The organism is Bacillus sp. EB106-02-03-XG38 (assembly GCF_058792175.1).
The window spans coordinates 187,979-203,139 of the sequence record NZ_JBYTED010000008.1 but is presented as its reverse complement, the minus strand read 5'-3'; the positions used below and the strand labels follow the sequence as shown (position 1 = coordinate 203,139).

General features: G+C 33.6%; 9 protein-coding genes. 8 read left to right on the top strand and 1 reads right to left on the bottom strand.

The genetic code is table 11. The annotated features are described in order from the left end of the window. Positions 1 to 87 precede the first annotated feature (87 nt). The 8 genes from queG to AC3WTI_RS26055 all read left to right on the top strand — a co-directional run bounded on the left by queG (position 88) and on the right by AC3WTI_RS26055 (position 13,278). The gene (queG, locus tag AC3WTI_RS26090) at positions 88 to 1,230 is read left to right on the top strand and encodes a tRNA epoxyqueuosine(34) reductase QueG (protein WP_087955493.1); all 1,143 of its coding nucleotides are present in this window, start codon (positions 88 to 90) and stop codon (positions 1,228 to 1,230) included. A gap of 44 nt (positions 1,231 to 1,274) precedes the next feature. Beyond that, complete coding sequence (locus tag AC3WTI_RS26085; protein ID WP_087955492.1) at positions 1,275 to 2,162, top strand: amidase domain-containing protein; 888 nt, start codon at positions 1,275 to 1,277, stop codon at positions 2,160 to 2,162. Positions 2,163 to 2,220: 58 nt separating this feature from the next. Beyond that, the gene (gene trmL, locus AC3WTI_RS26080; RefSeq protein ID WP_000538147.1) at positions 2,221 to 2,709 is read left to right on the top strand and encodes a tRNA (uridine(34)/cytosine(34)/5-carboxymethylaminomethyluridine(34)-2'-O)-methyltransferase TrmL; all 489 of its coding nucleotides are present in this window, start codon (positions 2,221 to 2,223) and stop codon (positions 2,707 to 2,709) included. 129 nt (positions 2,710 to 2,838) lie between these two features. Next, positions 2,839 to 4,908 carry a sensor domain-containing protein gene (locus tag AC3WTI_RS26075; protein ID WP_097842115.1) on the top strand — a complete coding sequence of 690 codons (2,070 nt, stop codon included), beginning with the start codon at positions 2,839 to 2,841 and terminating at the stop codon, positions 4,906 to 4,908. Positions 4,909 to 5,299: 391 nt separating this feature from the next. Beyond that, entirely contained in the window at positions 5,300 to 7,195 is a 1,896-nt protein-coding gene (locus AC3WTI_RS26070) for a PrkA family serine protein kinase (protein ID WP_000353283.1), read from the top strand. 447 nt (positions 7,196 to 7,642) lie between these two features. Beyond that, positions 7,643 to 8,818 (top strand): sporulation protein YhbH, encoded by a 1,176-nt coding sequence (yhbH, locus tag AC3WTI_RS26065; protein ID WP_087955490.1) that lies wholly within the window; start codon positions 7,643 to 7,645, stop codon positions 8,816 to 8,818. A 129-nt stretch (positions 8,819 to 8,947) separates the two neighbouring features. Continuing rightward, positions 8,948 to 12,256 carry a leucine-rich repeat domain-containing protein gene (locus AC3WTI_RS26060; protein ID WP_492304476.1) on the top strand — a complete coding sequence of 1,103 codons (3,309 nt, stop codon included), beginning with the start codon at positions 8,948 to 8,950 and terminating at the stop codon, positions 12,254 to 12,256. Positions 12,257 to 12,411: 155 nt separating this feature from the next. After that, positions 12,412 to 13,278 (top strand): GNAT family N-acetyltransferase, encoded by an 867-nt coding sequence (locus AC3WTI_RS26055; protein ID WP_097840616.1) that lies wholly within the window; start codon positions 12,412 to 12,414, stop codon positions 13,276 to 13,278. A gap of 129 nt (positions 13,279 to 13,407) precedes the next feature. Here AC3WTI_RS26055 and opuD read toward each other — a convergent pair whose 3' ends face one another. Further along, positions 13,408 to 14,958, bottom strand: a complete 1,551-nt coding sequence (gene opuD, locus AC3WTI_RS26050) for a glycine betaine transporter OpuD (protein ID WP_097840618.1) — start codon at positions 14,956 to 14,958, stop codon at positions 13,408 to 13,410. Positions 14,959 to 15,161 lie beyond the last annotated feature (203 nt).

Sequence of the window (15,161 nt, the reverse complement as noted above, 5' to 3'; positions counted from 1 at the left end):
CAAGTGATTAGCGAGGCAGGGCACGTAGAAGCAGGAATACTCTAAGAATATACATTTGTCTATATTTTTAGTAGCAGGCGATTAGGAATGGATTTTGAACAATTAAAGCAAGATGTAATTGCGTATAGTAAAACGATTGGTATAGATAAAATAGGCTTTGCTAGTGCTTCACCATTTGAAGAATTAAAGCAGCGTTTAATCCAGCAGCAACAATTAAATTATCAATCTGGATTTGAAGAACCTGATATAGAAAAAAGAACGAACCCACAGCTTTTACTACCGGGAGCTAAATCAATTATTGCGATTGCATTAGCGTATCCTTCAAAATTAAAAAATGCACCATTAAGTAAGCGCGGAGAACGTCGTGGGATTTTTTGTCGTGCTTCTTGGGGACAAGATTATCATCTTGTTTTACGAGATCGTTTGCAAAAATTAGAAGCATATTTAATCGAAAAACTTCCCAATATAGAAGTTAAGTCAATGGTTGATACGGGTGAATTAAGTGATCGAGCTGTTTCGGAGCGTGCTGGTATTGGATGGAGCGGTAAAAATTGCGCTATTATTACACCTGAATTTGGTTCGTATGTGTATTTAGGAGAAATGATTACAAACGTTCCCTTCCCACCAGATCAGCCGATAGAAGATCAATGCGGGAGCTGTACAAAATGTATTGATGTTTGTCCTACAGGTGCTTTAATACAAGGCGGACAGTTAGACTCGAAGAAATGTATTGCATTTTTAACACAGACGAAAGGATTTTTGCCTGAAGAGTATCGCGACAAAATAGGAAATCGTATTTATGGATGTGACACATGTCAGACTGTTTGTCCGAAAAATAAAGGAATGGATTTTCATAATCATCCTGAGATGGAACCAGATCCTGAGTTAGTTAAGCCATTATTAACACCACTTTTAACAATTAGCAATCGTGATTTTAAAGAGAAATATGGGATTATGTCTGGTTCGTGGAGAGGTAAAAAGCCGTTACAACGAAATGCGATATTGGCACTTGCGCATTTTAAAGAGGCATCAGCAATTCCTGATTTAATCGGTGTGATGAAAGACGATCCAAGACCAGTACTTCGCGGCACAGCAGCATGGGCACTTGGAAAGATTGGTGGAGATGGTGTGGGCGAAGCCATTGAAAAAGCAATGCAACGTGAGAAAGATGAAGAGGTTCTTCATGAAATGAATCGCGGACTTGAATTGTTAGCGCAGAAAAAAGAGTAGATAATATCTCCCTTTTTCATATTGTAATATGGGAGGGAGACGAAATGGTTGTAAAAATAAATATTGAAAAGCAAGTACAACAATTTTTAGGATATATAACAGAGAAACGAACAACTGTAGATGGTATTGCTGAAGATTTATTACAAATAGCACAGAGAAAGAAAGAATTGTTTCAAAAGCGTAATGCAGAGATAGTGAAAGCAACTGCAGATGTTTCTTTCATGAGACAATTAAATAATAGCAATCATCAAGAAATTGATTATCAAATACATTTTAAATATTTAATTAAGCATAAAGAATTATTTTATATCGAAGAGGAACAACTAAAACGAAGAGTTTGTTTAAATAATAGCCGGGTAATAGGTGATTATGCTATTGAAGTGCCAGAAGCAGTTGGAATGAGTGAGACATTAGAAAGGGAAGTTACAAAAGAGAAGTATGGTTCTTATCAGTACAATCGTTTAGAGGCAGTGAAATATGCAGAGCGTTGGTGGGATGATCGAAACCCTGTATATCGTAATTTCCCTGATAATTGTACAAATTTTATTTCTCAGTGTCTTCATACTGGAGAAGTACCAATGAATGGATATCCTAATATTCGTAAAGGATGGTGGCAAAGGGAGAATCAGTGGAGTTGGAGCTGGGCTGTCGCACACTCTTTTTATTGGTATTTGTCAGGTGCTACAACAGGACTTCGAGCTGAAGCTGTAGAAAGGCCTGAGGACCTTATTCTTGGTGATGTCATCGCTTATGATTTCGAGGATGATGGTAGGTGGAATCATACGACGATTGTAGTGGCAAAAGACGCAGATGGTATGCCACTTGTAAATGCACATTCAGCCAATAGCCGTCGGCGTTATTGGAACTATGAAGATTCTAGTAAATATACACCACAAATGAAATATAAATTCTTTCATATTATTAATGGGTAGAGATTTTTCGTTCAAGTGGTATAATACGTAGTAGACAAAAAACAGAGGTGAATATCGCGTGGGAGTACATGTTGTTTTATATCAACCAGAAATTCCAGCAAATACAGGGAATATTGCTCGTACTTGTGCAGCAACTGGAACAGAATTACATTTGATTAGACCGCTTGGATTTTCAACGGATGATAAAATGTTAAAGCGTGCAGGATTAGATTATTGGCAGCACGTGAAAATTACGTATTATGATTCAATTGAAGAGTTTTATGAGAAAAATAAAGATGGTGAGTTCTTCTACTTAACAAAGTATGGCGAGAAAGCTCATACAGCGTTTGATTATAGTAAGCGTGAGAAGGATTACTACTTTGTATTTGGAAGAGAAACAAACGGCTTACCAGCTAATGTAATCGAAGAAAACTTCGATCACTGTTTACGTATTCCAATGACTGATAAAGTGCGTTCATTAAATTTATCTAATACAGCAGCTATTTTAATTTATGAAGCATTCCGTCAACAAAATTATCCAGGATTAGATTTAGAAATTGTTTATTAAAAGTCGCCATATGGCGACTTTTTTTCTAAAAATAAAAATAAATATGTAATCATACATTTAAAAAAGGGTACATATTCATATAGAATGGGGATATATGAATAAAAATTGATCAGACGGGTTGAGATAAATATGAAGGAACGATATAGTAATCAAAATACCTTTTTAAGTATGATAGATATGGAGTTAATAAGAAGAGGGTTATTACATGCTATTCAAGATTTAGTATTTATTGTGAAAGTTATGGATGATGAAACCTTTAAATATATTTATGTAAATAAGATAGGGATGGATTATGCAAAGCTAAACGAAGAGTGTTATGGAAAAACGTTCGGTGAAGTATTGCCAGAAGATACGGCGGAAATATTACAAGTGCAATATGCAAAAGTAGCGAGCGAAGCGAAAGCACATACCTTTTGTGATGTAGTTAGTTTACCAAATGGTAATGTACATTATGAGTCTTCACTTAATCCTGTATTTGATGAAGAAGGAATATGTCAGTTTATTATTTGTATTACGAGAGATATTACAGCTCAGGTTGAAGAAAAGGCAGAGATAGAGGAAAAACAAATGTTGTTTAAGTCATTACTAGAATATAATAATGACTCCATTATATCTATAGATTCTATAGGTAGAATTACATATGCGAATCCAGCAACGTATGAAATATTTGGATATCGATATGAAGAATTAAATAATAAATTTATTTTTGAATTTATTAATAAAGAATATGAAAAAGATTTTCAAATTATATTTAAAGGCGCCATGCAAGGAAGAGCGAAACAAATTGTTTCAAAGAAATATGTTCATAAAGAAGGGTACGAGCTCTATATTTCTTTGAGAACTATTCCAATTATTGTGAACGGTGAAATTGTTGGGGTTTATATTGTTACGAGGGATGTTACAAGGCAAGTATTAAACGAGATGAGAACGGAATACTTAGCTTATTATGACCAGTTAACTGGATTAATGAATAGAATTTCATGTACAAATAAGTTAAATGATTTATTAAATGAGAAGATAGATTTTGCGTTTATCTTTATAGATTTAGATGAATTCCATCTTATTAATGATACTTTTGGTCATAAAGAAGGAGATAAAGTATTACAAAAAGTGACAGAATGTTTAAGCAGTATCCAAATAAGCGGTATGCACTTATTTAGAGAACACGATGATCAGTTTGTTATGTTAATAGAAAATATAACAAAAGAAAGTGTAGAGGTAGTTGCAAAAAGCATATTGAAAAACATTAGTGAACATTTTGTATTCGAGGAAGAGGACGTGTATTTAAGTGCGTCAATCGGGATTGTAATGGCCCCAACAGATGGAGAAGATGAAAAAATATTATTCCAAAGAGTTGATGCTGCTTTGGAAAAAGCGAAAGAAAAAGGAAAAGGGCATTATCATTTTTATTGCAGTGGACTAGATTGTGAACGTGAAAAAAGATTTATAATAGAAAACCAATTACATCGTGCTATAGAAAAAAATGAGTTTTTCTTATATTATCAGCCGCAAATTAATATTGAAAAGAAAAAAATAGCTAGCATGGAAGCTTTAATAAGGTGGAAAAATAAAGAATTAGGATTTGTCCCTCCTAATCAATTTATTCCGCTGGCAGAAAGAACAGGTTTTATCATTAAGCTTGATGAATGGGTAGTAAATGAAGTGTGTAAGCAAATACGTGAATGGTTAAATAAAGGATACGAAGTTGTCCCGATTGCAGTTAATATTTCAGCCAGACACTTTCGCTCTATTACATTAATAGAGATGATTACACGAGCTTTACATAAGTATAATGTACCAGCTCATCTATTAGCGATAGAGGTTACAGAAGGAGCCCTTATACATAAGGACATATCAAAAAGAGTATTGCTGCAATTGAAAGAACAAAATTTAAAGATTCATTTAGATGATTTTGGAACGGGATATTCATCTTTAAGTTATTTAAAAACGTATCCAATTGATACTTTGAAAATCGATCGTTCTTTTATGGAAGGTATACATGTAGATGAACGCGATACGAATATTACAGCTGCAATTATTCATTTAGCTCATACTTTGGAATTGAATGTAATTGCAGAAGGCGTAGAAAAAGCGGAACAAATACAATTTTTGAAGGAAAAGAATGTGAAGTTTGTACAAGGTTATTATTATAGCCGACCTTTATCAAAAGATGATGTGGAAAATGTGTATTATAAATGATTAATAAAAAATGATGTGCTAAGGAGCACATCATTTTTTATTTGTACCGGGTTTATCATTGTAACCAGATGTAAAAATAGCTGTAAGAAATGTGAGTGATACACCTAAAATTAATAATAATTTCATACTAATATCCCTCCTATTTTTTCAGTTTATGAATCTGAAATATGGATCGAAATGTATGTAATGTTCTTGGAAGAAAAGAATTTATTTAAAATGAATAGCGGTGTAAAAACTTTAATACCTATATTATACAGAATTTTCTTTGAATTTTGGAGAGAATTTTATAGCACAACTGTATATTTCATTTTGATTTAAAGAATGTTTGAGGACATCCTAGCATACCTTTTATAATAATCCGATTGAACAAGGAGATGGGGGAGGAGCTATAATGGATATTCTAAAAAAAATTGAACAGCATCGAGAAGCAGAAGAACGCTTACAATGGGAAGGTACGTTTGCGGAGTATTTAGAGCTTGTGAAGGAAAGACCATGGGTGGCTCAAACAGCACACTCTCGCATTTACAATATGATAAAAGATGCTGGAATTGAAGAAGTAGATGGTAGAAGAAAGTATAACTTTTTTAGTAATCAGCTATTTGGATTAGAGGATGCTTTAGAACGTCTTGTAGAGGAATATTTTCATCCATCTGCAAAACGATTAGATGTTAGAAAACGTATTTTATTATTGATGGGTCCTGTTAGTGGAGGGAAATCAACATTAGTTACGATGTTGAAACGAGGATTAGAAACATATTCACGAACAGATCGAGGAGCAATTTTTGCAATTAAAGGATGCCCAATGCACGAAGATCCACTTCATTTAATTCCGCACCATTTACGGGATGATTTCTTTGATGAGTATGGAGTTAGAATTGAAGGGAATTTATCGCCACTCAACGTTATGCGTCTAGAACAAGAATATGGTTCAAGAATTGAGGATGTAGTTGTAGAGCGTATTTTCTTCTCGGAAGATCGCCGTACAGGGATTGGTACATTTAGCCCGTCGGATCCTAAATCACAAGATATCGCCGATTTAACAGGTAGTCTGGATTTTTCAACTATCGCAGAATATGGTTCAGAATCAGATCCACGAGCGTATCGCTTCGATGGGGAATTAAATAAAGCAAACCGTGGGATGATGGAATTCCAAGAGATGTTAAAATGTGATGAGAAGTTTTTATGGCATTTATTATCGCTTACGCAAGAAGGGAATTTCAAAGCGGGAAGATTTGCGCTTATTTCAGCAGATGAATTAATTGTAGCGCATACGAATGAAACGGAGTATCGTTCTTTCATAGCAAACAAGAAAAATGAAGCATTACACTCAAGAATTATTGTAATGCCTGTCCCATACAATTTACGAGTGAGTGAAGAAGAACATATTTATGAAAAAATGATTCGTGAAAGTGATGTATCCAATGTTCACATTGCACCACACACACTTCGCGTTGCAGCAATGTTTACGATTTTAACTCGTTTAAAAGATCCGAAGCGTCCGGATATTGATTTAATTAAAAAGATGCGTTTATATGATGGAGAAACGGTAGAAGGTTATAATGCAATTGATGTAGAGGAGCTACAACGTGAATATCAAGATGAAGGCATGAGCGGTATTGATCCTCGTTATGTAATTAACCGAATTTCTTCGACAATTATTAGAAAAGAAGTACCATCTATTAATGCATTAGATGTACTTCGTTCTTTAAAAGATGGATTAGATCAGCATCCATCCATTAGTAATGAAGATCGAGAGCGTTATATGAATTTCATCTCATTAGCAAGAAAAGAATATGATGAAATTGCGAAGAAAGAAGTACAAAAAGCATTCGTGTATTCATATGAAGAATCAGCGAAGACACTTATGGATAATTACTTAGATAACGTTGAAGCATATTGCAATAAATCGAAATTACGTGACCCATTAACAGGTGAAGAAATGAGTCCAGATGAAAAGCTAATGCGCTCAATTGAAGAACAAATTGGAATTTCAGAAAATGCTAAGAAAGCATTCCGTGAAGAAATTTTAATTCGCATTTCTGCTTATGCGCGTAAAGGAAAACGCTTTGATTATAATTCACATGAGCGTCTTCGCGAAGCGATTCAGAAAAAACTATTTGCTGATTTAAAAGATATAGTGAAAATTACAACATCAACGAAAACTCCAGACGAAAATCAGCTTAAGAAAATTAATGATGTTGTTGCACGCTTAATTGATGAGCACGGCTACAATTCTTCATCTGCGAATGAATTATTACGCTATGTAGGTAGTCTGCTAAACCGATAGTTTGATAACAAAACGCTGTCTCTTGTATTTTGCGGGACAGCGTTTTATTATCCATTCATATGTGTAAAGTGTCATACCTTGTCCAAATATAATAAATTAAGATGCAATTTCATGAATTTATTGTCAATTATTTTTACAATATGCATATGATAGAGTAACCAACCATTCATACGAAAAAAGCCAACACAATACAATATGTTGCAAAGTGTAAATGTGTGCAACTATGCATTGTGTTTCTTTCTTATCGAAGGCTGAATGATTCTTTTCTAGTATGTGAGTGGCAAAATTTTGTTTAGGGTGCTCGGAGTATTATATGAAAAACGTTATATATGTTTATGGGATGATTTTCGATGGGCAGTTACTTTTCATTCTAGCTTGCACAGTATAAAACAAAATTTCTAGCTTGCTGTTCATATAGGAAGACAATTACAGTAAGGAGGGAAAGAAATGGGTGAAGAAAATCAACCAAATTATACGATTTCACAGGAAAACTGGTCCCTCCATCGCAAAGGATATGACGACCAACAACGCCATCAAGAGAAAGTGCAAGAGGCAATTAAGAATAATTTACCCGATCTTGTAACAGAAGAAAGTATTGTTATGTCTAATGGTAAGGATGTTGTGAAAATACCGATTCGTTCTTTAGATGAATATAAGATTAGGTACAATTATGATAAAAACAAACATGTTGGGCAAGGAAATGGTGACAGCAAAGTTGGTGATGTCGTTGCGAGAGATGGATCAGGTGGTCAAAAGCAAAAAGGACCAGGAAAAGGGCAAGGAGCAGGGGATGCGGCTGGAGAAGATTATTATGAAGCTGAAGTCTCTATTTTAGAATTAGAGCAAGCGTTTTTCAAAGAATTAGAATTACCTAATTTAAAGAGAAAAGAAATGGATGAAAACCGGATTGAACATGTTGAATTTAATGATATTAGAAAAACAGGATTATGGGGCAACATCGATAAGAAAAGAACGATGATATCCGCATATAAACGAAATGCGATGCGTGGTAAAGCATCTTTCCATCCAATTCATCAAGAAGATTTAAAGTTCCGCACTTGGAATGAAGTATTAAAGCCAGATTCAAAAGCTGTTGTATTAGCGATGATGGATACGAGTGGATCGATGGGAATATGGGAGAAATATATGGCACGGAGCTTCTTTTTCTGGATGACGAGATTTCTACGCACAAAGTATGAATCAGTAGATATTGAATTTATTGCCCATCATACGGAGGCAAAAGTAGTTCCAGAGGAAGAGTTTTTCTCAAAAGGAGAAAGTGGCGGAACAATTTGTTCTTCTGTATACAAAAAAGCACTCGAGCTAATTGATAATAAATACTCACCAGACCGCTATAATATTTATCCATTCCATTTTTCAGATGGTGATAATTTAACATCAGATAATGCTAGATGTGTAAAGCTTGTTGAAGAGTTGATGAAGAAGTGTAATATGTTTGGGTATGGGGAAGTGAATCAGTACAATCGCCATAGTACACTTATGTCAGCTTATAAAAATATTAAAGATGAGAATTTCAGATATTATATTTTAAAGCAAAAAGCAGATGTATTCCACGCAATGAAGAGCTTCTTTAGAGAAGAATCAGGAGAGAAAATGGCATAACCCCTTTAAAAAGGGGTTATTTTTTTGTAAACTTTTTATTTTTCTAGTTGACATTGAAAATGAAAATCATTATCATTTACTCGAGATATGATTACATTTAGATTTATATATTTTGGAGGAGATGTAAAGTTGAAAAAAAATAAAAGAAAACATATAAATGCAATGTTAGTGGCTGCGACATTATCGTTGCCGTTTGCGGTTTATGCGACACCGGTCTTAGCAGCTACTGCTGCTACTGCTGCTAAAGAGAATATGGCTGCACAAAGTTCAAAAAAGCATGTTTTTGATGCGGTAATTAAGGCTTATAAAGATAATTCAAATGAAGAGTCGTATGCAACTGTATATATAAAAGATCCAAAGCTGACGATTGAAAATGGGAAAAGAATAATTACAGCAACATTAAAAGATAGCGATTTCTTCGATTACCTGAAAGTTGAAGATAGTAAAGAACCAGGAATGTTCCATGATGTAAAGGTATTGTCGGAAGATAAAAGAAAACACGGAACGAAAGTTATACAATTTGAAGCAGGTGAGTTAGGAAAAAGATATAATATGCAAATGCACATTTTAATTCCTACTTTAGGGTATGATAAGGAATTCAAAATTCAGTTTGAAGTGAATATGCGTACATTTATAGAGAGCGATATAGAAGAGGACGAAGAAGAACAAATCGAAGATATACAAAATATAATACGTGATAAACAATTACAACAGGCAATTAATAAAAACGCATTAAATAGGAAAGATATAAATGAACCTATATTTGAAGAAGATTTAAAAGGAATTAAAGAATTAAATATATATGCAGGTCAAGGAATTGAGAGTCTAAAAGGATTAGAGTATATGGAAAATCTAGAAAGACTAACAATACAAGGGTCTGATGTGCGCAATATAGCTTCTATTTCACAACTAAAACGTTTAAAAGTAGTTGATCTATCTTTTAATAAAATAGAAAATGTTGAGCCGCTTGCAAACTTAGAAAGACTGGATATACTAGAGTTGCAAAATAATAGAATTGCTGACGTTACGCCACTAAGTCAACTTAAAAAAGTTAGAACAATTAACTTATCAGGTAATAAAATTAGTGATATAAAGCCTTTATATAATGTTTCTTCTTTAAGAAAGCTATATGTAAGTAATAATAAGATTACTGATCTTACAGGTATTGAGCAAATGAATAAGTTAGGGACATTAGGAATAGGAAATAATGGGCTTGTAAATATTGGACCGATTAGTCAGATGAGTGGCATCGTTGAACTTAATCTTGAAAAAAATGATATTAAAGATATTACATCATTATCTAAACTAACTGGTTTACAATCACTTAACCTAGAAGAAAACTATGTTTCAGATGTATCATCACTTAGTAATTTGAATCATTTATATGAATTAAAACTTGCAACAAATGAGATTCGTGATATAAGACCTATTCAAGAATTAGGAAAACGAATTAAGATTGATGTTCAAAGACAAAAAGTCTTTTTAGATGAAGCATATATGAATGAAGAAGTGAAAATTCCTGTATATGATGTAAATGGGACGGTACTTCAAAATATTGAGTGGAAGAGTGAAGGCGGAAGTATTACGAACGGAGCAATAAAGTGGGATAGCCTTGGAGAAAAAACGTATGAATTTAAGATGGATGCAGGTAAAACTGAAAGTAAGATAAGGTTCCAAGGAAGGGTAATACAAAATATCGTTGAAAAACGAGAAGAAAGTTCTAACGTAATCCAAGATATGAAACTAAGACAATACATGAATAAATATAATTTCGAACGCAAAAATGTAAATACCCCTATAACGAAGGAAGATTTATTAACAGTTAAGACTTTGAAAATTACAGATGGGGAAAAAGAGGGAATAACAAACTTTTCTGGATTAGAACTCATGACAAATATGGAAGAATTGACATTACAAAATGTTAATATGAAAAATGTGGAATTTATCTCGAGTTTGAGAAATTTAAAATCAGTGGATTTATCCAATAATCAAATTGAAGATATTAAACCACTTCATTCATTAGAGAATCTTGAAAAATTAAATGTTAGCAATAACAGTATAAAAAATGTTTCAGAACTATTTAAGATTCAAAAATTAAAAAATCTGGATTTATCAAATAATAAAATTGATAGTGCTGCTCTTGATGGAATTCATGAATTGAAAAATCTAGATACATTGTTAGTAAATAATAATGAAATCAATAATTTAGATGAGATTAGCAAAGTTAGTAAATTGAATAAGCTTGAAATGATCGGCAATAAAGTGCGAGACATTTCTCCATTAGCTAGCTTGAAAAACTTACAGTGGTTAAATTTATCTGATAATAAGATTCAAGATATCTCTACTTTATCTTCTATGCTTGATTTACTTAGCTTGAAATTAGCTGGAAATGAGATTCGTGATGTACGACCGGTCATTCAATTGGCTCAATGGATAACAGTTGATATTAAAAATCAAAAAATTGTTTTAGAAGATGGACAAATGAATCAAGAAATTCAAATTCCTATCTACGATTTAGAGGGGGAAATCTTTGAAGATATTGAACTGAAGAGTACAGATGGTATCGTTACTGATAGAGGAACAGTCGTATGGAAAACTCCAGGAGCAAAAGTTTATTCATTCTCCTTAAATGGAAATTATCACGGTCTGTCCCTAGTATTTAGTGGTACAGTTACTCAAAATATAGTAGCGAAAGAAGAACCGAAAGAACCGTCAAAAGAAGTTGAAGAATCAAAAGAAGAGTCAAAAGAACCAACAAAAGAAGTTGAAGAATCAAAAGAAGAAGTAAAAGAACCAGCCAAAGAAGTTGAAGGATCAAAAGAAGAAGTAAAAGAACCAACAAAAGAAGTTGAAGAATCAAAAGAAGAGCCAAAAGAACCAACAAAAGAAGTTGAAGAATCAAAAGAAGAGCCAAAAGAACCAGCCAAAGAAGTTGAAGAATCAAAAGAAGAGCCAAAAGAACCAGCCAAAGAAGTTGAAGGATCAAAAGAAGAAGTAAAAGAACCAACAAAAGAAGTTGAAGGCCCGAAAGAAGAGCCAAAAGAACCAATAAAAGAAGTTGAAGGCCTGAAAGAAGAAGTAAAAGAATCAACAAAAGAAGTTGAAGGATCGAAAGAAGAAGTGGAAGAGCAAACAACAGGAGTTGAAGGATCAAAAGAAGTAAAAGAACCAGTAAAAGAAATTGAAGGTAAAGACGCAGTAAATCAATCAGTAGCAGTTCAAGAACAAAGCGTGAACAATCAAGTTATGAAAGAAAAAGTAGTAGAGAATCAAAACGTGAAAGAAAATAAACCAGCTGTTAATAAGCAAGAAGAAAGCAAGAAATCATTAGGAGCAACAGGTGGACAAGAGAATACATCAACGTTGCTTTCAGGCGTAGCATTAGTTCTTTCAGCACTGAGTATGTTTGTATTTAGAAAGAGATTATTTAAGAAATAAAAACGTTGTATCTTATTATAACGTAAAGTGATTATATGAGTTTTTGAGAAGACATTATCATGGCGATTTCATTTTGAAATATGCTTATGATGATGTCTTTTTTAGAAGGAGATAAATGGAAAAGGTGTGAATATATTAAAGAAGGAGGAGAGGTTATGTATGTTAGTTCTATTTTAAAAATTGAAGAGGTGGCAGCATTTATTGCGAATATGAATAAAGATGCTACTCATCATGTTGGCTATTGTGGAGATGAGAAAGAGGAGTTGTTACAGACAATTATTCATGATTTTTCAGATATAGGCTGGGAACAATCTTTTGTTGCTACTTATGAGAATAATAATTTAATAGGTGTATTAGGATTTGATGTGGATGAGGTAAAAAAATGTGCCGAAATATGGGGACCGTTTATTCTTTCAGCGAATTGGGAAGAAGCGGCTTTACATATGTGGAAGGAACTTATTGAAAAGATGCCTTTTCATATTGAAAAGTTTTATGGTTTTTATAATGTGGAAAATAATAATTGTGCCCGCTTAATGAAGGATTTACATGCAAAAGAACAAGAGCGACATAGTATTTTCAGTTTAAGCCATAATATTGTGGAAGAACGTATTATATGTAATGTAGAAGAAGCTTTACCAAAAGTATTTGAGCAGTTTATCTCTTTACACAATACCGTTTTCCCTAATACATATTATCAAGGATATGAAATTATCGAACGTTTAAGCAATACGAATAAATTATTTGTAAGTATGAAGAATGATAAGTTAGAAGGTTACGTATATGTTGAAGTAAATCCAGAGTTTCAAGAGGCGAATATCGAATATATTGCAACTGCTAAAAATAGTAGAAGAAAAGGTGTCGGAGAGCGTTTATTACAAGCTGCTGTTCAGTATATTTTCTCGTTCCAAGGGATGAGAAAGATAGAATTATGTTTAAATACGAATAATGATCGTGCGATGGGGTTGTACAAGAAAGTCGGTTTTGAGGAAAAAGCATGTTTACAACACTATATAATAGAGTAAAAACCCATTCGTATGAAGATTATATTTCATACGAATGGGTTTTATTTCATTTATTTGGCCGCCCTCAGTAATAACGGATGTAGGGCTAATTTGAGGGCCGAATTCTTCTTTTAGAAGAGATGCTAATCGTTACATAACCTTTTTTATTTTTTTCGGAACTTCTTTCGTTTGCAAATTAACATCTTCTTTTCGCAGCTCTTTAAAGAGCGAAGTAATCATAAGAACGACTACGATAGAAAATGGTAGTGCTGCGATTATAGCTGCAATTTGTAATGCATTTAACCCTCCAGCTTGTAATAAAAGGGCTGCAATGATCGCGATAGTTAATCCCCATATAAGTTTTAAACTATTTTTCGGTGATAAGCTTCCATTACTCGTTTGCATTGAAACAACAAATGTTGCCGAGTCGGCAGAAGTAACGAAAAATGTGGCTACTAAAATTAACCCGATAATCGTTAAAAATGTAGAGAATGGTAGGTGTGAAATAACAGCAAATAATCCAATCTCTGTACCATTTTTTGCGATTTCATCAGCTATGCCAAGCGATTGGAACATTTCCATATGGATAGCGGTACCGCCAAATACCGCAAACCAAAATGTACAAATAAGAGTTGGGACTAATACAACTCCAAAAATAAATTCTTTTATTGTGCGTCCTTTAGAAATACGAGCGATGAATGTACCGACGAATGGAGACCAAGAGATCCACCATCCCCAATAGAAAATAGTCCAGTTTTCTATCCAAGAAGAAGATTTTTCATTAAATGCGCCTAAATTTAATCCCATACTAGGTAAAGCTCCAATATAAGAACCGAGTGTAGATGTGAAATATTTCATAATAAATACAGTTGGTCCTAAAAGTAAAAAGGAGACGAGTAATATACCTGCAAGAGAGAAATTTAAGTTACTCAAATATTTAATCCCACGATCTAAGCCTGTTTGTGCACTTGTTAAATATAAAACAGCGAAGATGGCGATAAGTACAAGTTGTGTAAGTAAAGTGTTATGAATAGAAGGGAATAAATAGCTTAATCCTCCGGCGATTTGTTGAGCACCAATCCCAACAGATGGCACAATACCGAATACTGTGGCTAAAACAGCTAAAATATCGACTGTTTTTCCGATAGGAGAATTTTTCGATCGATTAAATAATGGAGTAACTGTAGCCCCAATTGTGCTACCTTTTTGTTTGCGGAATGTGAAATATGCAATTGTTAAAGCAACCATTGCGTATAGTGCCCATGGAAAGAGACCCCAGTGGAAAAATGAATATTGCATAGCGAGCTTGGCGCTTTCCTCTGTACCTGCTTTTCCTGTTAGTGGATCTGTAAAATGTGAAATCGGTTCAGCGATTCCATAAAAGAGAAGTCCAATTCCCATACCGGCCCCAAACAACATGGATAGCCAAGATGGATAACTATACTTTGGTTTTTCTCCATCCTTACCAAGACGAATAGAACCGTACTTAGAAAATGCTAAATAAGTGGCTAAAATAATCATTGCGGTCATAAGTAGAGAGTAAAACCATCCAAATTTATTAAGGATAAATGAGTTTAAAGAAGATGTAATGCTTTGTAAATCATAGCCTTGTATCCAACTTGCCGGGGTAATTCCCCATATGATGAATAGCGTTGTTAGCAAGAAGGAGATATAAAATACACTGTTTTCTTTTTTTATCATAGAATCCCACCCTTGTTTAATAAAGTTAACAATTATATTAATCATAACAATTAAAGGTTTAATTGTCAAAAAATTCTCTTTTTGATACATGTGAAAGGACTGTTTAGTCACTATAGATTCATAACTATTGGAGGTTACATAAAGGGAAGGTTGTTCACGATATGTACAAAATGTAAGAAGAAATAATATGAAATATTGCATTT